At 51.7% G+C, this 20,991-nt stretch carries 20 protein-coding genes; 5 read left to right on the top strand and 15 right to left on the bottom strand.

Features of this window, described 5'->3' with window-relative positions; genetic code table 11:
* Positions 1-9: 9 nt before the first annotated feature.
* The 5 genes from IEV97_RS11160 to tsf all read left to right on the top strand — a co-directional run bounded on the left by IEV97_RS11160 (position 10) and on the right by tsf (position 3,792).
* Positions 10-807 carry a TlpA family protein disulfide reductase gene (locus IEV97_RS11160; protein ID WP_188501592.1) on the top strand — a complete coding sequence of 266 codons (798 nt, stop codon included), beginning with the start codon at positions 10-12 and terminating at the stop codon, positions 805-807.
* A 313-nt stretch (positions 808-1,120) separates the two neighbouring features.
* Entirely contained in the window at positions 1,121-1,570 is a 450-nt protein-coding gene (gene rplM, locus IEV97_RS11155) for a 50S ribosomal protein L13 (protein WP_188501591.1), read from the top strand.
* Positions 1,571-1,576: 6 nt separating this feature from the next.
* Positions 1,577-1,963 (top strand): 30S ribosomal protein S9, encoded by a 387-nt coding sequence (gene rpsI, locus IEV97_RS11150; protein ID WP_018476900.1) that lies wholly within the window; start codon positions 1,577-1,579, stop codon positions 1,961-1,963.
* 21 nt (positions 1,964-1,984) lie between these two features.
* A complete protein-coding gene (gene rpsB / locus IEV97_RS11145) occupies positions 1,985-2,752 on the top strand; it encodes a 30S ribosomal protein S2 (protein ID WP_188501590.1) in 768 nt (255 codons plus the stop codon).
* A gap of 206 nt (positions 2,753-2,958) precedes the next feature.
* On the top strand, positions 2,959-3,792 hold the full coding sequence (gene tsf / locus IEV97_RS11140) for a translation elongation factor Ts (protein ID WP_188501589.1): 834 nt from the start codon (positions 2,959-2,961) through the stop codon (positions 3,790-3,792).
* 91 nt (positions 3,793-3,883) lie between these two features.
* On the opposite strand, the gene IEV97_RS11135 is transcribed toward tsf, so the two are convergent.
* The 15 genes from IEV97_RS11135 to secA all read right to left on the bottom strand — a co-directional run bounded on the left by IEV97_RS11135 (position 3,884) and on the right by secA (position 20,612).
* On the bottom strand, positions 3,884-4,201 hold the full coding sequence (locus IEV97_RS11135; RefSeq protein WP_188501588.1) for a hypothetical protein: 318 nt from the start codon (positions 4,199-4,201) through the stop codon (positions 3,884-3,886).
* Positions 4,202-4,327: 126 nt separating this feature from the next.
* Entirely contained in the window at positions 4,328-4,570 is a 243-nt protein-coding gene (locus IEV97_RS11130; RefSeq protein WP_188501587.1) for a hypothetical protein, read from the bottom strand.
* A 71-nt stretch (positions 4,571-4,641) separates the two neighbouring features.
* Positions 4,642-6,462 (bottom strand): MutS-related protein, encoded by a 1,821-nt coding sequence (locus tag IEV97_RS11125; protein WP_188501586.1) that lies wholly within the window; start codon positions 6,460-6,462, stop codon positions 4,642-4,644.
* A 28-nt stretch (positions 6,463-6,490) separates the two neighbouring features.
* On the bottom strand, positions 6,491-6,916 hold the full coding sequence (locus tag IEV97_RS11120) for a RidA family protein (RefSeq protein ID WP_188501585.1): 426 nt from the start codon (positions 6,914-6,916) through the stop codon (positions 6,491-6,493).
* A 157-nt stretch (positions 6,917-7,073) separates the two neighbouring features.
* The gene (locus IEV97_RS11115; RefSeq protein ID WP_229733900.1) at positions 7,074-8,192 is read right to left on the bottom strand and encodes a DUF4097 family beta strand repeat-containing protein; all 1,119 of its coding nucleotides are present in this window, start codon (positions 8,190-8,192) and stop codon (positions 7,074-7,076) included.
* Positions 8,173-8,838, bottom strand: coding sequence for a hypothetical protein (locus IEV97_RS11110; protein WP_188501584.1), 666 nt, complete (start codon positions 8,836-8,838; stop codon positions 8,173-8,175). The genes IEV97_RS11115 and IEV97_RS11110 overlap by 20 nt, the downstream gene beginning before the upstream one ends.
* Before the next feature lie 27 nt (positions 8,839-8,865).
* Complete coding sequence (locus IEV97_RS11105) at positions 8,866-9,423, bottom strand: RNA polymerase sigma factor (protein WP_188501583.1); 558 nt, start codon at positions 9,421-9,423, stop codon at positions 8,866-8,868.
* Positions 9,424-9,782: 359 nt separating this feature from the next.
* Positions 9,783-11,357, bottom strand: coding sequence for an L-piperidine-6-carboxylate dehydrogenase (gene amaB, locus IEV97_RS11100; RefSeq protein ID WP_188501582.1), 1,575 nt, complete (start codon positions 11,355-11,357; stop codon positions 9,783-9,785).
* 166 nt (positions 11,358-11,523) lie between these two features.
* Complete coding sequence (locus tag IEV97_RS11095; RefSeq protein ID WP_188501581.1) at positions 11,524-13,017, bottom strand: Do family serine endopeptidase; 1,494 nt, start codon at positions 13,015-13,017, stop codon at positions 11,524-11,526.
* Positions 13,018-13,200: 183 nt separating this feature from the next.
* Entirely contained in the window at positions 13,201-13,695 is a 495-nt protein-coding gene (locus tag IEV97_RS11090) for an Hsp20/alpha crystallin family protein (protein ID WP_188501580.1), read from the bottom strand.
* Between the two features lie 145 nt (positions 13,696-13,840).
* Positions 13,841-14,617, bottom strand: coding sequence for a porin family protein (locus IEV97_RS11085; RefSeq protein ID WP_188501579.1), 777 nt, complete (start codon positions 14,615-14,617; stop codon positions 13,841-13,843).
* A gap of 9 nt (positions 14,618-14,626) precedes the next feature.
* On the bottom strand, positions 14,627-15,826 hold the full coding sequence (locus IEV97_RS11080; RefSeq protein WP_188501578.1) for a M20 metallopeptidase family protein: 1,200 nt from the start codon (positions 15,824-15,826) through the stop codon (positions 14,627-14,629).
* A 121-nt stretch (positions 15,827-15,947) separates the two neighbouring features.
* Positions 15,948-16,454, bottom strand: coding sequence for a sporulation protein (locus IEV97_RS11075; protein ID WP_188501577.1), 507 nt, complete (start codon positions 16,452-16,454; stop codon positions 15,948-15,950).
* Positions 16,438-17,109: a deoxyribose-phosphate aldolase gene (gene deoC / locus IEV97_RS11070; RefSeq protein WP_188501576.1), complete on the bottom strand. Its 672-nt coding sequence runs from the start codon at positions 17,107-17,109 to the stop codon at positions 16,438-16,440. Before deoC ends, IEV97_RS11075 begins: the two co-directional genes overlap by 17 nt.
* Positions 17,110-17,246: 137 nt before the next feature.
* Positions 17,247-20,612 (bottom strand): preprotein translocase subunit SecA, encoded by a 3,366-nt coding sequence (gene secA / locus IEV97_RS11065; protein WP_188501575.1) that lies wholly within the window; start codon positions 20,610-20,612, stop codon positions 17,247-17,249.
* Between the last annotated feature and the right edge of the window lie 379 nt (positions 20,613-20,991).

The raw sequence follows: 20,991 nt of genomic DNA, 5'->3' as shown, positions 1-20,991 counted from the left end.
TAAGTTTATATGAAATTTAAGTTATTGGTAGTACTGCTTCTGTCATTTGCCAGCCTGGCACGGGCACAAGAAAGCAAGGAGATAAAAAAGCCGCAAAGAGTTTATATCCTAAATGACAGCAGCATAGTTTCGGAAAGTGAGGTAAAAGAAATCGCGCAAAGCGGATACGTGAAAAATGTAGTGTCAGGCGCTACCGATGAGGAGAGACAAAGCTATCAGGCAAAATTTGGCAATGTAATCGGAGACAATTTCATAGCCAGAATCTATACCTTGACCGAGGAAGAAAAACAAAAAAAGGCAGAAGGCAGCAATGTGACGAAAGTAGTGAGACCTGTCGAAGCCAAAGAAGCCTCTGAAAATACCAATGCCTTAAAAGTCGGCGATATGGCAAAGGACTTTGAAGTAGAGTTGATCGACGGATCTTCTGTGAAGCTATCGGACTTGAAAGGCAAGGTTGTACTGCTCAATTTCTGGGCTACCTGGTGTCAGCCTTGCATCATGGAGTTTCATGAATTACCTGAAGCTATCTTGCAGAAATATAAGGCGAAAGATTTCGTATTCCTCCCCATTTCAAGAGGTGAGCCCAAGGAAAGGATACAGAAAACTGTAGCCAAACTCAGGGAGAAAGGTATAGACATCAACTCTGGCATAGACACGCAAGAAGACATTTGGAAACTTTACGAAGGAGGAGGTTTACCCTTGAATTACATTCTCGATAAAGAAGGTGTCGTAAGATATGTTTCCATGGGTTACGGTGAACCGAAATTAAAGGAAATGTCTGTTGTATTAGATTCGCTGCTGAAATAACCTGCCAGTGAGATGCCGCGCGTACAGGCTTGAGAATGGGCAGCTGCCTGCAGCCTTACTTCATACCTGACCTGCATACGCCTCGCAACAGGCTGCAGTTCATAGCAGCGTTCAACTTGGATAACAGATTAGCTTACAGGCGGCGACGCAGCTTTGTGTCGCCGCCTGTCTTTTTTTAGTATCCCCCTGTATTCCAGCATATTTCTACACCAAGTATTGCATATCAAATAAAGAGTTCCTATCTTTGTGACCATTTTTCAAGAACCCTCGAGAAGAAATTAATTGTTAAATAAATCGCTTACAACCACCAAAAATGGATCATTTAAGTTATAAGACCCTTACTGTCAATAAGAAGACAGCCAACAAAGGCTGGGTGATTATTGATGCAGGGCAAGGAAGCTTGGGTCGCGTGGCGTCTGAAATCGCCAAGATCCTGAAAGGCAAGAACAAGCCTTCGTACACGCCAAACGCTGACTGCGGCGACAACGTGATCGTTATCAATGCTGATGACACGCGTTTCACTGGCCGCAAGTGGGATCAGAAGTACTACCTGTCACACACTGGTTACCCAGGTGGTCAGCGCAAGACTTCTCCACGTGAGCTTAAGGCTAAATCATCAACGCTGCTCGTAGAGCGCGCTGTTCGTGGCATGTTGCCTAAGGGCCCACTAGGCCGCGAGCTATTCAGAAATCTTCATGTTTTTGCAGGAAGTGAGCATCCGTTCGGAGCTCAGCAGCCTAAAGAATTAACCCTCAACATCTAATAATTAATGGAAGTTATCAATACATCTGGTAGAAGAAAAACCTCGGTGGCTCGTATCTACATGACGGCCGGGCAAGGGAATATCACTATTAACGGTAAAGATATCAAGGCGTACTTCCCTGACGAAGTACTGCAAACTATTGTGAATCAGCCGTTTCAAACCTTAGAAGCTATTGGCAAGTACGACGTTACTGCTAATCTAAAAGGTGGTGGTGTAAGCGGCCAGGCTGAAGCACTTAGACTTGCTATCGCGAAAGCACTGGTAGTAGAAAACGCCGAGACAAAATCTGCACTCCGCAAAGAAGGATTCGTAACCAGAGATCCTCGTATGGTGGAGCGTAAGAAGTTCGGTAAGCGCAAAGCGCGTCGTTCATTCCAGTTCAGTAAACGTTAATATTAAAGGTGTATCAACAACATGGCAAGTACTAATTATAAAGAATTACTTGAGGCAGGTGTTCACTTCGGTCACCTTACCCGCAAGTGGGATCCGAAAATGGCTCCGTACATCTTCATGGAGAAGAACGGAATCCACATCATTGACCTGAACAAGACACTGGTTGCCCTTGAGGAAGCTTCTTCAGCTATCAAGAACATCGCCAAGTCTGGTCGCAAAATCCTTTTCGTAGCTACCAAGAAGCAGGCGCAGGACATCGTGGCAGAAGAAGCACGTCGTCTGAAAATGCCTTATGTAACTGACCGTTGGTTGGGTGGTATGCTGACGAACTTCGCCACTGTGCGCAAGTCACTTAAGAAAATGTCTACGATCGACAAGATGGTGAAAGACAACACAGCTTATGCAGCGATTGCAAAGCGTGAGCGTCTGATGCTTTCTCGTGAGCGTGAGAAACTGGAGCGTGTATTGGGCGGTATCGCTGATCTGTCTCGCCTGCCAGCTGCTCTGTTCATCGTGGACGTGAAGCGTGAGCACATTGCCGTGAAGGAAGCACACAAGTTGAACCTGCCAGTATTCGCAGTTTGCGATACAAACTCTAACCCAGAGACGGTTGACTTCCCAATTCCAGCAAACGATGATGCTTCTAAGTCTATCGCTCTTATCGTTTCTGTGATCGGTAAGGCAATTGAAGAAGGTCTGTCTGAGCGCAAGGTAGACAAAGAAGAGACTGAGCGTAAGCGTTCTGAAGAAGAAGGCATCAAAGCCAAGCAGGAAGCTGACGAGCAATAATCTCGCATGCATATAGCATAATCAATAAACTGAACATTGGGCCCATAAGCTTCAATGTTCAGTTTGTTTTAGGGCATAGGAGAGACAAAGGAAATTTTGACAAAGGACAAAAGACTGTAAATAGCAGCCAACCGTTCTGTTCCTTTTCTGGAGAATCCCTTAAAAAGACTCTTAATTATTAATTCATAATTCTTAATTATAACAAGATGGCTATTACAGCACAAGACGTTAACAGACTTCGCCAGGAAACTGGTGCAGGTATGATGGATTGCAAAAAAGCACTTACAGAAGCCAACGGTGACTTCGAAGCTGCTAAAGATATTCTGCGTAAGCAAGGCCAGAAGATTGCCAGCAAGCGCGCTGACAATGCTACTTCTGAAGGTATCGTATTGACTAACGTAAGCGCAGACGGTTCAACTGGTCGCGTAGTGGCATTGGCTTGCGAAACTGAGCCAGTATCTAAAGTAGAAGACTTCAAGAACCTGGCTAACACCGTTCTGGAGACTGCTGTTTCTACTAACGCTTCTTCTAAAGAAGAATTGCTGGCCGCTTCTCAGGCTGATGGTCGCTCGCTGCAGGACCACATCACAGACCTGATGGGTAAGATCGGTGAGAAGATCGACGTGGTTTCTTACGAAACTGTGAAGGCTGAGAAAGTGGTAGCTTACAACCACTCTAACGGTAAGTTGGGTGTACTGGTAGGTATGAACAACACCAGCGGCACGGACGTGACTGAAGTTGGCAAGGACATCGCGATGCAGATCGCTGCCATGAAGCCAATCGCGCTGGACAAAGACGGCGTTGACGCTGCTACTATCGAGCGTGAGATCGAGATCGGCAAAGAGCAGGCGCGCCAGGAAGGCAAGCCAGAGCAAATGCTGGAGAAGATCGCACAGGGTAAACTGAACAAGTTCTACAAAGAGAGCACCCTGCTGAACCAGGAGTTCGTAAAAGACTCTTCGCTGACTATCTCTCAGCTGCTTGAGAAAACAAGCAAAGGTTTGACTGTAACTGAGTTCAAGCGTGTAGCTATCGGCTAATCCGCTTTAGCAACTATATTAAAAAGGCCCTGATTTCTCAGGGCCTTTTTTTGTGACTTGCCTAAAACAGGTATAGCGTTATTATATATCTTTAAAACAGATTTTGCAGAAAGGCTGGTGTTTTGACAATGCCTGTCTGCATCATGGCAGCAACCACAGCTATACCTACTAGCACCCGAAACAGATAGCTCTTAAAGAACGACTCCCCTGCTTGTTGTTCCTGGTACGCACGCAAGGCACCTCCTACGAGCATCACGCCTAGGCCCGCATACAGAAAAGCGGGGCTAACATTGTTTGCGATGTTCAGAACACCCAACATGCGCAGCGCAGTAGGCCACATAATCAGCGCCAATCCGCCATAGATTAGCAAAGGGGATATGAAAGTGTTTTGCAGGATAAGTTTTTTCATGAAATGGGGAGAGGTTAGCCGGTGGACAAGGTATAGACCAGTAAAAGATTTATTAAATATAGATGAAATTCTATTAAATCCAAGCCAAAGCCCTGTCGGTTATACCTTTAGCTTCCCGGCTGTACCTTAGCTATTCCGCCGCACGGTGCTCACAAAAGCGTCGCGCATGTCCTGGAAGCGGTTGACCACTGCTTCGATAAAGTCCTCATCCAGTAAGGCCATGGCTCCCTCGTCTCCTGCCACCTCGGTTTCCTCTATCTTATAAATCTGCTCCAGGTTGGCTTTCTCCAGCTTTAGGATATACTTGTTGTTATAGGAATGCAGCGTGATCTTCACGTGCGGGTTAGGGATATCGGCTACTACTCTCATAGGTTTATTTGCTTCTTATATAATTATATTTTTGATATGCTAACGTAAAATCAGGCTGCAGGTGCACGCCGCTATCCAGCCGCATCGGTCCGTTCCATCTCGATGCCCATCAGCTGCATCAGCTTGCTGGCGTTGAAACTACGGCAGATGCCCCGGTGCAAGGTATAGTCAAAGAGAATCTTGTCGCCCTCGATGGTGCTGTTGAAGCTGAAGTTCTCGACACTGCCCGGCAACTCCTGCTCCATGGCGCCCAGTTCCAGATCGTGCGTAGAGATGAGGCCGGAGGCGTTGCGGCGATGCAACTGCCGGATCAGGGCCATTGCGCCAGCGTGGCGGTCGCGGGAGTTGGTGCCTTTGAGTATCTCATCAAGCAGGTAAAAGACTGGTTCCTCCCCTTCCGTCATGTTCAGCAGGATGCGCAGGCGCTTCAGCTCGGCATAGAAGGAAGAAGTGTTCTCGGCCAGGTTATCGACGGTGCGCATGGCCGTGTATACCTGTGCCGGTGCCACTGTCAGGCGGCGGGCGCATACAGGAGCCCCCATAAAGGCCAGCACCATGTTGATGCCCACCGTGCGCAGGAAGGTCGTCTTGCCAGACATATTAGAGCCTGTCACCACAATGGTCTTGCCGGCTCCCTGCATCTGAAAATCGTTGGCAATGCGCTCCACCGAAAAGATAAGCGGGTGCGCCAGTTGCTCGGCATCAAACTCGAAAGGAAGAGCGCTTAACTCAGGTATAGCAAAATGCGGCTGGGCGTACTGGTAGGCCGCCATACTGGAGAGGGCTTCGAAATCAGCCAGCAAAACGAGGCTGTTCTCTACCTGTTCCAGATGATCCGCTTTCCAGGACTCGATCCGGTAGATCCACACGAAATCCCACATCAGGATGGTGTTCAGGAAAAAGCTCATCAGGGTGCTGAGTCGCCACGAGAAATAATCGATGATGGTGGCGACTTTGCCGATGGCGGTAGAGGCAGGTATGTCGCTTTTGTAGAGTCGTGTTCTGATCTCCTCCAGAAGCGGCGTTTTGAAGGTATGCGCCTCCAGGTGCCGTAGCTGGTCGGTATAGCTCTGCATGGCCTCGTACATACCAATGCTCTTCTCGTAGTACTCGTCGCGTTGCTTCTGGAACTTAAGCCCCAGCAGGTACTGAATAGCCAGAAACGCAACAGCAATGTAACCCGAGTAGCCATAGAACCAGGCTGCAATGGCAGCCAACGTCAATACAGGCAAAACAAACACCAGTAGCTTCAGCCAGGGATGCGCTTTGTACAGATCCTGCGCACGGAGCCAGTCAAAGAACTCCTGCGTGTTTGCCTCGGTGTGCTTGTAGTGCATGGGCTTCACGATGGCCTGCTGCAGCCATTCCTGCTGTTCGGGCTGTGCCAGTTCAGCTACCGCTTCTTGTCTGCGCAGCACTTCCGGGGTAGGTGCTGCCTGCTTAAGCCACTGTGCCAGCCGCAGCTTCCCGATGCTGGTCACAGAGCGGTTCATCAGCTGAAAAAGCGAATCCGGTCCGAAAATATCCAGGTCGGAGGTATAAGGATGCTGGTCGTCTCTGAAGGAGTCACCTCCATCGAAGGTATGGAGCTTGCCCTGCAGCCGGTCGATCTCCTGCAGGTTGAGTTGGCCGAGCAACTGCAGCTGCTTATACCTGTAATCGAGCCGACTGTGCCAGCGCATCACCAGTATAAAAAGGACGTAAAACCCGACAATGCTGATGATGCCTGCGCTGGTGTTGCCGTCCCGGAAAAAGAGCCAGGCCGTAATAGCACCTGCCACAAACACCACTACCCTTAACCACGATACCGACTTCGATTTGCCGGCTGCTTTCTGTTCCTGTTCAGCGTAGGCCGCAGCCCGCTGCTCAAATTCCTTTTGTCTATTATTCACGTATAGCTCTTCTGTTTGCAGGTATAGCCTAGTCGATGGTGGCGATGCACTTCAACTCAATGGCAATGGGCGTTGGCAGTTTGCTGACCTCCACGGTGGTGCGGCAAGGCTGGTTGTCCTTGAAATACTCGGCGTAGATGCGGTTATAGGTGGCAAAGTCGTCCTTCATGTTCGTCAGGTATACGGTCACGTCCACCAGGTTCGCCCAGCTCGATCCGGCGTCCTCCAGTATGTAACGCACATTCTGAAACACAGAACGGCACTGGGTCTCAATGTCGTACGAGGTGATGTTGCCTGCCTCGTCCAGCTCCACACCCGGGATCTTCTTGGTGCCCCGCTCCCTTGGTCCAACGCCAGACAGGAACAAAAGATTGCCTACGCGACGGGCATGCGGGTATAGCCCCACCGGTTCCGGGGCTTTCGATGAATTGAGAAGCTCTTTGTCGTTTGTCATACTCAAATATAAAACATTCTGCCCAGCATTGCGCTTTGAGTTCCTGCTTCTGTGGCACTACAATAAAAAAGCCGGCCCTAACCAGGCCGGCTTTTCTACCCTTAAACAAACTCTATGATTCAACCCGGTCAGGGCTAATATGTTTAAAATCAATGGGCTATTTTGTGAACTTGACGTCGTTGTACTTAGAGGTGATGCTGAGCGTGCCCTTAGATGAGGCGTTACCATACTTGCCTTTGTATTCTGCTGAGGTATGGCCTTTCTCCAGAGTTGTAAACTTCACCAGGTTACGGTCCACTTTGAAATCGGCAAACTGGACATTCACATCAAACTCAAAAGCAGTATCGCTCTCAAAGTTCAGCTGGATTGGAGCATAGCCTCCGGTTACATTGATGGATTTGAAATTCTTCTTCACGTTATCCACTCTGAATGTGCCGTATTTCACATCCATCTCCAGGGCTTCGGAGAGATTTCCGATCTTGAAGTCGCTGAATTTAGACGAGCCTTGTACACCATTGGTATTGCCCAGATTTAAGGTGGAATAGGCTAACTCCACATTGCCCTTGTTCAGGAAGCCGATGGTATTGGAAGTTCTGTCGCAGAACGAAGCTTTGATGTTGTTGGAGGCATTAGCCAGATTACCCACTTTAAAAGCACCATGGCGCACGTTCAAATCCACCTTACCCCTCATGTCTGGCAGGTATACATTGCCGAAGCTGTTCTTCACGGTCAGGTTGTTATCGGCAGGCATGTTGACGGTATAGTTGATCTCAAAGCTCTGATGACCACTCTTGGAGTTCATAGAACCCATTTCGGTCTTAACGGAGATAGTGTTGCCGCTTCGGCTGTCGGCAATGTTAATCCTGTTCAGCATTTCCTGCGCCACTTGCTCTGAATTGGCGCGGCTGATGATGTCGACCTTCACCTGTATCTCGTTGCGGTTCCATGTGTTCACGTGCACGTTGCCGAACTTGTTGTCGATGTTCAGCACATCCGACTTGCTCACTTTGTAAGTCTTGTCGAAGGTTTTGCGCTTTTCCGATTTATAGGTATAGACCTCTGCTTCCGGCTGATGTGGCACCACAATTACAGGAGGCGCCGGCGGAATTGGAGGAGTGGGTGGTAGTGTCTGCTGCACGACAGGGGTTGGTGGTGCAGGGAGCGTTTGGCTTGGGCAAGGCTCGGGCGCATAAGGCTGTGCCAGGGCCAGGGCAGGCAGTATAACCAAAAGCGTGGCTATGTGGTAGCGCAACGATTTAAATAGTAGTAGTTTCATTGTTCTGTGGTTCAGTAGTATCCTGTTCTTTTATAGCTTCTATTTTCTTGAGCACCTCCAGCTGACGGTTCAGCACGTCGATCCGGATCTGCAGGTTCCTGATCATGGCCGCCATCACTTGGTCGGTATTCGGTGTAGTTTGTAATTGATTCTTGAGTCGGGTATAGCTGCTGTCGAGGCGGGCCAGTTCGCTGTCTATCTCGCGTGTTTCGTCCAGGCCGAGCACTTTCAGATCGTACTCGCTCAGCTCTTCGCGCTTGCTGTTGATCTGGCTGGTATAGTACACCTCCACCTCCGCCAGTTCGGGCGCCACCTGGTATACCGATGCCTGTTCTCCTGTTTCGGTAGCAGCGGCAAGGGTGTTGGTGGCTACCGGGTTGTTTTGCTTCACCGTCCAGAGCGTGATGCCACAGGCCAGCAGCAGCACGATGGTAGCGGCCACACGCATAAACATAAAGTCGGCGGTGAAGTTGAGGCGATCCCCGAAGTTGATGCTAATCACCTTGGCTTCTTTGCGGGGCTTCTCTTGTTGCGCTTTCTGCACCGTCAGTTCGGTACAGATCTCCTGCCACAGCTCCGGTCTGGGCTCGAACACGTCGAACTCCTCCCGGTTTTCATTCACAAAATCCTTTAACCTGTCTTTCATCTTTCTCTTCTTTATCATTAACCACGGCTAGGCCATGGAATGTGTGTCTTTCATAATCTCCAGGAGCTTCTTGCGGGCCCGGCTGTACTGCGACTTCGACGTTGACTCGCTTATACCCAGCACCTCTCCGATTTCGGCATGATCGAGGCCTTCCAGCAGGTATAGGCTGAGCACCACTCTGTAGCCGTCGGGTAGGCGCTGTATGGCGCGTCGCACTTGCTCTACCTGCCACTCGGTGTCATCGTCGTAGTCCTCGTCTGGAATGTCCCCGGCGATGCGGTCCTCGAGCGGCACCAGTTCCGAGCGGCGCTTGCGCACGGCGTTGACCGATGCATTGATCACGATCCGTTTGAGCCAGCTCCCGAATGAAGCTTCTGCTTTGTAAGAATGTAAGTTTTTGAAGGCACTGATGAAGGCTTCCTGCAGCACATCTTCAGACTCGGCATAGTCGTTGGTGATGCGCATGCTCACGTTAAACATGGCCTTGGAATAAAGTTTGTATAGCTCATACTGGGCACGGTTATCCCCTTCCCTGCAGCGCTGCACGACTTTTGCGTTCACATCCTGAAAAGTGCCTTTTTCCAAAATCGCCTCGTTTATCGTTCCGTTTGCCTTGTTAGTCGACTTATACTCTTACTTCATCTTATTTCCAGCCCTCCCTTCATTCTATCTGCACTAAAGACACAAGTGAATGCGTTGGGTTGCATCAAGTTGCAAAATATTTTTAAAAATTTTCCGTTGCTCACCGCTACCAGGTGTCATTTTACTTATTCGTCAGGTATAGCCACAAAAAAAGCCAGCCCCAAATGGAGCTGGCTTGTAATATTTAAGATTTGCAAAATTTAAGGATTGCCAGGATTTGATATACAAAGGTTCAGAATTTGATGATTTTGAAAGTCATCTGATAAGAAACCCTGTCAATCTAAAATCCAGCTTCTGACCTGCTACCCAATGTCAAACTTGATGCCCTGCGCCAGTGGCAGTTCGCGGCTGTAGTTGATGGTGTTGGTCTGGCGGCGCATGTAGATTCTCCACGCATCAGAACCGGACTCACGGCCTCCTCCTGTGTCTTTCTCGCCCCCGAAGGCACCACCGATCTCGGCACCGGACGTACCGATGTTCACGTTGGCTATACCGCAGTCTGATCCCCAATGGGTCAGGAAGGCTTCTGTCTCGAGCAGGTTTGTTGAGAAGATGGACGAAGACAAGCCTTGCTTCACCCCGTTCTGGATGTCGATGGCGTTCTCCACGTCACCGCTATATCGGATCAGGTATAGGATGGGCGCAAAGGTCTCTTCCTGCACCATGTGGTAATGGTTCTCAGCTTCCACGATGGCCGGCGTCACGTACGTTCCGGTCGCGTACTGCTCGCCTTCCAGCACCTCACCACCGATCAGCAGCTTGCCACCTTCACCCTGTACTTCTTCCAGCGCATTCAGGAAAGCCTTCACGGCATCCTTGTCGATCAGCGGACCAACCAGCGTGGTGTCGCTCAGCGGGTGACCGATCGGCAGGTTCGGGTAGATCTTGAGCAGGCGGTCGCGTACCTGATCGTACACATTCTCGTGCACAATCAGACGGCGGGTAGAGGTACAGCGCTGTCCGCAGGTACCCACGGCACCGAACACCACGGCACGAAGCGCCATCTCGATGTCGGCATGCTCCGTGATGATGATGGCGTTGTTACCGCCCAGTTCCAGCAGAGACTTGCCCAGACGGGCACCAACAGCCTCACCCACTTTCTTGCCCATGCGGGTAGAGCCTGTAGCCGACACGAGCGGCACGCGGGTGTCATGTGCCATCAGGCTGCCGATCTCTGCATCGCCGATGATCACGCTGAAGATACCCTCCGGCAGGTCGTTCTCGGCGAGCACGTCGCGGATAATGTGCTGACAAGCGATGGCCGTGAGCGGTGTTTTTTCAGAAGGCTTCCAGATGGTGACGTCGCCGCAAACGGCGGCCAGCATGGCGTTCCAGCTCCAAACCGCTACCGGGAAGTTGAAGGCTGAGATCACGCCCACGATGCCCAGCGGGTGGTACTGCTCGTACATGCGGTGCTGCGGACGCTCCGAGTGCATGGTATACCCGTGAAGCTGGCGCGACAGGCCCACGGCAAAGTCGCAGATATCGATCATTTCCTGCACCTCGCCAAGGCCTTCCTGCAGGATTTTGCCCATTTCGTAGCTCACCAGTTTGCCCAGCGCCTCTTTGTGCTCACGCAGCTTGTTACTGATCTGCCGCACGATTTCGCCACGCTTCGGGGCAGGCACGGTGCGCCATACCTTAAACGCTTCCTGGGCGGTCTTCACCACTTGCTCGTAGTCGTCGGCAGTAGCCATGTTCACGCTTGCGATCAGGTTGCCATCAGCAGGTGAGTGAATGTCGCGGGTGGTCTTGTTGTTTTCGCCGCCCCAGTTCAAACCGGTGCTGTAGGCCGGGTTCAGTTCTTTTATACCTAGCTGCTGCAACACATCGGCAATGGCCTTTGTCATGGGCATTTCATCTATGGCTTGTTTCATAATTCTATGTATCCTTTTTGAGTTATGGGTGTTTAAACATCTTCTGAACAGTATTTCCTGTATGCAGGAAGCTCTGCAGCATGAAGATAGCCTTTTTTTCTGTTCTAATAAAACAAAAAAGCTCCTGCCTTGCCTGGCAGAAGCTTTTTTGCTGAATGGTTAGATCTTAGCGTTTCCCGATCGGGTAGTAGGCTTTGAGGCCGTCCGGATATACACCTTCTATGTAAACGATGCCGGTTTCAAAGTTCTTCAGGTGGCGCTCCACATCGGTTGGCACGTTCACGGCATACTTGTCGATGCGCGTGATGATGAATCCGTCCTTCATGCCGGTGTCGCGGAACTTGCTCTTGGCCACGTTTGAGATCTTGGCGCCGCCGTCTATACCCAGTTTGTTCATTTCCTGCTTGCTCACCGCTTCAAAGGTAGCGCCGTCAAATGTCACGGAGTTGGCATTGCTTCGCTTCGATATCTCGGTACTGTTGTTCACGTTTTTGAGCGTCACATTGGCCGTTCGGGTCTTACCGTCGCGCAGGTACTCCACCTTCACTTTATCGCCAGGGCGGTAGCGGGCTACCTGCTCCAGCAACTGCGAAGATCGGGCTACCTTCACATCGTTGATCGCTGTGATCACATCGCCGGCACGCAGCCCGGCTTCTTTCGCACCGCCTTCTTCAACAGTGTTCAGGTATACACCATTAAGTGTGTTCAGGTTCTTTTCTTTTGCAAAGGCGGCATCTATTTCGCGAATCTCGGCTCCCAGCAGGGCACGCTGCACTTCACCATACTTCAGCAAATCATCCACTACCTTGCTTACAAGCGCAGATGGCACGGCAAATGAATAGCCGGCAAAAGAGCCCGTCTGTGAGGCGATGGCTGTGTTGATGCCTACCAGATCACCGTTCAGGTTCACCAGGGCGCCACCACTGTTACCGGGGTTCACGGCCGCATCCGTCTGGATGAACGACTCAATGCTCAGGTCACGGTTCTGGCTCGTGCGCAGAATGTTGATGTTACGGCCTTTGGCGCTCACGATACCGGCTGTTACGGTAGAGGTCAGGTTCATGGGGTTACCCACGGCCAGCACCCACTCGCCTACCTGCAGGTCGTCGGAGTTGCCGTAGCGGATCACAGGCAGTTTATCGGCGTTGATCTTCAGCAGGGCCAGATCTGTGGTGGGGTCGGTGCCTACCAGCGTGGCTTCAAATTTGCGCTTATCGTCCAGCGTTACTTCTATCTTGTCGGCCCGGTCAATTACGTGGTTGTTGGTGACGATGTAACCGTTCGAGGCGATGATCACACCCGAGCCGGAGCCCATCTGCGGGCCTCGTGGCACACGTTCGCCAAAGCCGTCGCCGAAGAACTCACGCAGGAACGGATCCATGGGGGTGTTGCTGCGCTGTGCGGTGCGGGCACTATATTCTGTCATCACGTGCACCACTGCAGGCGTGGTTACCTGTGCGGCTTTAATAAAGTTAAGCCCTTCCGGAACGATCACATCGCTGCTGCGCATGTCGCTTGTGTAGCGTACGGTCGGGTACTGCTGTTGAGCCTCTACTCCCTGCTGACTATCATTCTCCAGCAACTTATAGCTGCCTACTGCCACACCGCCGCCCATTAGCGCCGAAAGTGTGAGGCCAACAATAAACTGTTTCGTCTTCATGTATTGAACTCCTTCTGATTGATGGGTTTAAATATTAAGTATTATATATATAACAAACCTTTAACGCTAATATACTATACGACAGTATACCTAGTCAAGGCAATTGGCACTCTTTAACATTTTTATAACAAAAAGGAGGCCAGTTTCGGTGGCCTCCTTTTTGTTATTTTGCTTTCCTTATTCTTATTTACCATTCTCAGAAGCACTTACACGCTTTTGTTTACTGCTCTGCTTGGCTTCCTCCCCACCTGCGATCGTGATCTGGCGCTTCATGGTTTTGTGCTCGTCTTTTGGCACGTTCACCAGCAGCACACCGTCCTGCAGCTGTGCTGAGATCTTGTCCGGGTTCACGTTGTCGGGCAGGTAGAAAGAGCGGGAGAACGTACCGTACTGGGTTTCCAGCATCTGGTAGCGGCGTCCTTCCTCTTTCTTCTCGAAGCGGCGCTCACCTGAAATGGTCAGCTTGCCCTCCTGAAAATCAATGGCGATGTCCTCTTTTCGAATACCGGGCAGGGCTACTTCAATTTCGTAACCATTATCGGTTTCGCAGGCATCCACATGCGGCGTGAAGCCGGAGAAACCTCTTGAGTTGACAGACTCGTTGAAGAACCTGTCCAGCATGGAGCTGAACGTCTGTGGCATGTCGTTCTGCATGCCGTTATATTTTCTGAGTACCATAACTACCTCCTTTTTTTAAGTTAATGTTTTCATTACAAAAAGGATATAGCTAAAAGTCTGCCAGCCGGATTATTTTATCAAATCATGAAATAATGTCATTTATACCTTGAGGATGCGATGATCTTCCATGTCAATTTTTCAGGAACTAGTAAGTATAGCTGGCTGTTGAGGTAGTCTTATGGAAGGTATACTTCAGCTCAAGGCCGAATACAGGCGAGATACGGTTGCGCTTAGTGGTATAGCCCGGCTCGACCAGCACCCCGTCTTCATCATATTTCGGACTCACTTCCACGAAGTAGTAGTCGGTTTGGCGTAGGAAGTAAGGGGTGATGCGAAACTTGTCGCTGACCTCGTAAGTGGCGTCTAACCTGAGGCGGGTTCGGTCGATGGTGCGCACCAGCAGATCGTTCGTCTCTTCCCCAAAATCCTTTACCACCAATAGCTCATACGATAGGGACGGCGTGATATAACGCTCACCCAACGGGAGGCGTTTGCCCAGCTCCGCCCCCAGCCTGAACCGTGCAAAAGGATCGCGGCGCTCTTGGTTCACGTAGTCGAGCGTCAGCTGTTTGTTAAAGTACAAGCCCTTGATGGTGCCGGCATGGCGCAGGAAAGCCGATGTAAAATTGCTCGAAGGCATGTCTTCCTTGGCATAGCGGAACATGCCACCCGCCAGCCAGTGCTCCGTAAAGGTGTGCTCGTAGCCCAGCGTGAACTCGATGCGTTCGAAACTACCCACCCCGTTGTAGCGGCCGTCGGTGTTGATGCGGTACTGGTTCTGCAGAAACAACAGGCCACTTTCGCCCAACCCGTAGCTCAGTTGCAGTTCGGGCCAGATGGCGGTAGGCGCACTTACTTTGCTCTGGGCATGGCTCAAAAGAGGCAGCACAGCCAGTGAGAAAATCAGGTATAGTTTTTTCATCTTCAGTGATTATGCTGTTCTAGCCTCCAGTTCCTGCACGGCAATCCAGGCCATCAGCCCGATTCCGGTTTCCAGTGCTGCTTCGTCAATGTCGAACGTGGGGGTGTGCACGCCGGAGGTAATGCCGCGCGCCTCGTTGCGCGTACCCAGGCGGTAGAAGCAAGCAGCCACTTCCTGAGAATAATAAGCAAAGTCCTCGGCACCCATCCACAGATCAAGGTCCACCACGTTTTCTTCCCCAAGGTATAGCGCTGCCGCCTCGCGGGCACGGCCTGTCAGGTCCGGGTCGTTCTTCAGGAAAGGATAGCCAAACTTGATGTCGATGTCGCAGCTGCCGCCCATGCTTTCGCAAAGCCCTTCAGCCAGTTTGCGTATACGGCGGTGCGCCTCTTTGCGCCATACCTCGTCCATGGTCCGGAAAGTGCCTTCCACCTTCACTTCATTCGGGATCACATTGGTCGCACCCAGCGCTTCCACTTTGCCAAAGGAGAGCACCGTGGGCACTTTGGGGCTGGCGTGTCGGCTCACGATCTGCTGCAAGGCCACGATCAGATGCGATGTAATCAGCACAGGATCAATATTGAGCTCCGGAAGCGCCGCGTGCCCGCCTTTACCCTTCACGGTGATGTAGATCTCGTCGGCGCTGGCCATGTACATACCTGACCGAAAACCGACCTTGCCAGCCGGCAGCATCGGGAACACGTGCTGGCCTATGATACCTGAAGGGGCTGGCTGCTGCAACACGCCCTCTTTGATCATGATGGAAGCGCCTCCCGGAAACTTCTCCTCCCCTGGCTGGAACACCAGCTTCACAGTACCTTCGAACTCCCCGCGCACTTCCTGCAGAATGCGGGCCGCGCCCAGCAGAGAGGCCGTATGCACATCGTGTCCGCAGGCATGCATGACCCCTTCGTTCTTCGATTTGTAGTCAACGGTGTTTTGCTCTGTAATAGGCAGTGCATCCAGATCGGCGCGCAGGGCGATGGTTTTGCTTTCCGGATTGCGTCCTTTGACAAGCGCTACCACACCCGTATTAGCCATACGCACTGTTTCCAGCCCATAGCTTTGCAGCACCTGCTCTACATAGGTAGCCGTGTTGTGCTCTTCAAAGGAAAGCTCCGGATTGGCGTGGATGTGCCGGCGTATACCTACCGTATCCTGGGTGTAGGCCTGGGCCAGCTCTTTTATTTTCTGTGCGAGTTGATTCATGTAAGTATTTCAGTGATAAGGGCAATCCTCACCTTATGACAAGCTGTCAAATATAAAAAGAAAAACGTTGCAGCCGCCTGAGCAACTGCAACGCTGTATACCTGTGGCAGACCGCTATACCTTAGTTCTTCGGTATGTTGATCTGGTCCTGCACAATGTGCGCGTTGGGTATCAGGTCGCTGATCTGGTTGAGTACCTGCTGCGCCTCTATGCGGCTGAAGTAGTCGCCTATCTTGAGCCGGAAGTTTGGTTGCTGGTACGTCAGGTAGTCCTTCTGCTCCGGTACGCGAGCGATGATAGCTTTGCGCAGGTTCATCACGGTCTGGCGCTCCGAGCCGTTGTAAGCCAAAATACGGTAGCCCTGTGCATAGCGTATATTCTTATTGACGCTGGCCACCGAATCCATCAACACGGCTACCTTGGCATTCGCGTGGTTCGTGGGTTCTACCCTGGCAGCTGCCGGGGCATTGGCATCATCGGCCGGGTAGGTAGGGCGGTATACGCTGATGTCATCCACTACGCGGGCACTTGCTCTGTCTGGTGAGCTCGTGCGTGCCTCTGCTGAGGGCTTGCAGGCCGAGGACACCATCAGGGCAATGATAAAAAGAAAACTAAGCGCTCTGTTCATGCTTTACAATTTGGATACTGGCAGAGCAACCTAAACGGTCAGCTCCAGCCTCAATTAACGCGACAGCATCGGCGTATGTTTTAATGCCGCCCGACGCTTTTATTTTGATGTGGTTTGGCAGTACGCGGCGCATCAGTTGCACATCCGCTACCCGGGCACCCCCCGAAGCAAAGCCAGTCGATGTTTTCACAAAGTCTACTCCGGCAGCGGCGCAGATCTCACAGGCTTTGGCAATCTCATCCTGCGAAAGCAGAGCTGTCTCGATGATCACCTTCAGCTCCGCCTCTTTCAAGTGGCAGAAGTTCGCCAGGTCGCTCAGTTCACCCTCGATCTCGCTATACCTGCCTGACTTGAAAAACGACACGTTCATCACGACGTCAATCTCGTTGGCGCCGTCAGCTATGGCCTGATGGGTTTCCAGAATCTTTACCTTGGGGTGCTGATAACCCAGTGGAAAGCCGACTACGGTGGCCACCTTTACCCGCGTGCCCGGCCCCAGGCGCTCAGCGGCAGCCTGCACATAGCAAGGCGGCACGCATACTGCCGCGAAACCGTAGTCGCGGGCCTCATCACACAGCTGCATCACCTGCTCTACTGTCGCATCTGGGCGCAGGATGGTGTGGTCTATATAGGAAGCAAGTTCTTCTCCTGACATAATTTTTGACAAAAGATGTTTTGACAAAAGTAAAGGATATAAAGACTGGGTTTACACCCGCTTTTATATCCTTTAACTTTCAGATGATCATATAATAAGTATAGCCGCCAGGCTTTTCAGCAGGCGGCTATCTGGTATTAGTCTTCGATCAGTACGCAGCGGTTGTGGAGCAAGTCGTCCTCTACCGTTTTGAATTTCACGTCTTTCAGCACGCGGCCATCGTTGTACTGCACGCTTACGCGGTCATTGCGTCCGGCCACTTTCTGCGAGTGGGCGGGCATGATCTTTTCAGGCTCCGGAGCGTGCATCGGGCTACTGTTATGCTCCAGCGACGAGTGCACTTCCTCTTTCTGCTCATGAAGCACCGGCGCCTTTGGCATTTGCGGCACACGCGGCTCCTGCACCTGCTCTGGTGCCTGCACAGGTATAAAGGCATGGAACAGGAACGATACCGTTTCCTCGTTCACTTTGCCGATCATGCGCTTGAATAGCTCAAACGACTCAAACTTGTAGATCAACAGCGGGTCTTTCTGCTCGTACACCGCGTTCTGCACCACTTGCTTCAGGTCGTCCATCTGGCGCAGGTGGTCGGTCCAGGCCTGGTCGATGGTACCCAGCGTAATGATTTTCTCCATGGCACGGATCAGCTCCATGCCATGCGATTCATACGTCTTGGTCAGGTTGGCTACGGCGGCCAGTTGGCGTTTGCCATCCGTGAACGGAACGGCCACGTTCTCGATCATCGGTCCACGGTTCAGGTGGATGTTCTCGATAATTGGGTAAGCCTGATCAGCGGTTTGCTTGTTCTTAGCCAGGTAGTGGTTCAGTGCCTCGTTGTACAGACGCTCTACCAGGGCATTGGCCTGACCGGACTTAAATTCGTCTTCGGTGATGGTGGTATTGATACCGAACACACGGATGATGTTGAGCTGGAAGTTGTCGTAGTCAACCGTGTTCTTGTAGTTCACCACCATGTCCTCGCTGATATCATAGATCATGTTCCAGATATCGAGCTCCAGACGCTCGCCGTATAGGGCGTTGCGGCGGCGCTTGTACACCACCTCACGCTGGGCGTTCATCACGTCGTCGTACTCCAGCAGGCGCTTACGCTGTCCGAAGTTGTTTTCCTCCACTTTCTTCTGCGCACGCTCAATGGAGTTCGTGATCATCGAGTGCTGAATCACCTCACCTTCTTCCAGACCCATGCGGTCCATCAGGCGGGCAATGCGGTCAGAACCAAACAGACGCATCAGGTTATCCTCCAGCGACACAAAGAATTGCGAAGAACCCGGGTCACCCTGGCGACCGGCACGACCTCGCAGCTGGCGGTCAACGCGGCGGGATTCGTGGCGCTCTGTACCGATGATGGCCAGACCACCCGCAGCCTTCGACTCCGGCGTCAGCTTAATGTCGGTACCACGACCGGCCATGTTGGTCGCGATGGTCACGGTGCCTGGCTTACCAGCCTCCGCCACGACCTCGGCTTCTTTCTGGTGCAGCTTGGCGTTGAGCACCTGGTGCTTGATCTTACGCAGCGTCAGCATACGGCTAATCAGCTCCGAAATCTCCACCGAAGTAGTACCTACCAGCACCGGACGGCCCTTCTCAGTCAGTTCTACGATCTCGTCGGCTACAGCATTGTATTTTTCACGTGTGGTCTTGTATACCTTGTCGTGCTCGTCTTTTCTGGAAATCGGGCGGTTGGTCGGGATTACGACCACATCCAGTTTGTAGATGTCCCAGAATTCGCCCGCCTCCGTCTCGGCCGTACCCGTCATACCTGACAGTTTGTGGTACATACGGAAGTAGTTCTGCAGCGTAACCGTGGCGTAGGTCTGCGTGGCATCCTCTACTTTCACGTTCTCTTTCGCCTCGATGGCCTGGTGCAGACCGTCCGAGTAGCGACGACCTTCCATCACACGACCTGTCTGCTCGTCTACGATTTTCACCTTGTTGTCCGGCGTCACGATGTACTCGGTGTCCTTCTCGAACAAGGTATAGGCCTTTAGCAACTGGTTGATGGTATGCACACGCTTGGTCTTCTCCTGGAAATCAGCGATCAGCTTTTCTTTGGCGTGCAGTATCTCTTCTTCGTTGAGCGATTTGTTGTTTTCGATGTTGGCGATCTCGGTGCCGATATCTGGCAGGATGAACAGCTGCGGATCTTCGCCCTGTCCCGTGATCAGGTCAAGCCCCTTTTCGGTCAGTTCGATCTGGTTGTGCTTCTCATCAATGGTGAAGTAAAGCGGCTCGTCGGCCTCCGGCATCATGCGGGAGTTATCCTGCAGGTAGTGGTTTTCCACCTTCTGCATGATGGCACGGTTACCCGTCTCGCTCAGGAACTTGATCAACGGCTTGCTCTTAGGCAAACCACGGTAGGCTCTGAAAAGCGAAAGGCCGCCCTCCTGTGTGTTGCCTTCCTTGATCATGCGCTTGGCCTCCGTCAGGAAGTTGTTCACAACTTTGCGCTGCGCCTCCACCAGCATCGCGATGCGTGGCTTCAGTTGATAAAATTCGTGCTCATCACCGCGCGGCACCGGACCAGAGATGATCAGTGGTGTACGGGCGTCGTCGATCAATACGGAGTCCACCTCATCGACCATGGCATAGTGGTGCTTGCGCTGTACCAGGTCTTTGGTTTCGCGTGACATATTGTCGCGCAGGTAGTCAAAACCGAACTCATTGTTGGTACCGTAGGTGATGTCGGCACGGTAGGCGTTGCGACGGCCTTCGGAGTTAGGCTGGTGCTTGTCGATACAGTCGATGGTCAGGCCGTGGAACTCGAACAAAGGCGCCATCCACTCAGAGTCACGGCGGGCCAGGTAGTCGTTCACGGTTACGACGTGCACGCCACGCTTTGACAGGGCGTTCAGGAAAGCTGGCAGCGTCGCCACCAGGGTCTTACCCTCACCAGTAGCCATCTCCGCGATCTTGCCCTGGTGCAGCACGATACCACCAATCAGCTGCACGTCGTAGTGCAGCATGTCCCAGGTGATCTCGTTGCCTGCAGCCTCCCACTTGTTGGCCCAAACAGCTTTTTCACCGTCCAGTTGTACGTTTGGCTTGCGTGCAGCCAGCTGGCGGTCCATGTCAGTGGCGGTTACCACCAGCTGACCGTTCTCTTTCCAGCGGCGGGCTGTTTCTTTCACAATGGCAAACCCGACAGGCAGCACTTCCATCAGCACCACCTCTAGTTCTTTGTTACGCTCCTTCTCCAGTTCGTCTATCTCAGAGAAGATAGCTTCCTTCTGCACGATGTTCAGTTCCGTCTCGTCGGCCACCCGCTTGTGCAGGGCAGCTATCTTGTCGTCGGTAGGCTTCAGGCGCTCATCAATAATGCCTTTTATTTCGACCGTTCTCTGACGAAGCTGGTCGTCGGTCAGGCTGGTAAGCTTCGCGTACTCCTCATTAATTTTGGATACGTAAGGCGCTACCTCCTTTATATCTCTGTCGGACTTGGTTCCGAATAGTTTCGCAACGGTTTTACCGAAAAAATCAAACATCTGTATTGGTTGTTCTTAAATGAAATTCTGCGTTTGCAATATCGTCAAAAATAAAGTGTTTTTCTGACATATCTAAGGCAATGCACCAAAACAATACCAGAATAACACGGGTATAGCCAATCTGCCATATTTACCGATGAGCTATACTTACACCCTCAACAAAGCGAAGGCCTTGTAAATTCCTGTGCCAGAAAGGGAAAGTGACGGGAGGTGGTGTGGCATTGTGACATATCAGGTTTTTGTTTTGGGAGTTGGTGCTGTTATGGCGCGGGCGTCCACGCTTGTGTTTGCTTTAGTGGGGCCTCTAATAGAGGTATAGGTATAGGTATAGGTATAGGTATAGGTATAGGTATAGCTTACTTTGCTTAATAGCTAATGC

Source organism: Pontibacter amylolyticus, assembly GCF_014638845.1.
In the GTDB taxonomy this organism is placed as follows: Bacteria; Bacteroidota; Bacteroidia; order Cytophagales; family Hymenobacteraceae; genus Pontibacter; species Pontibacter amylolyticus.
Note: the sequence above shows the minus strand (reverse complement) of the source record. Positions and strands in the feature narration are given on the sequence as shown.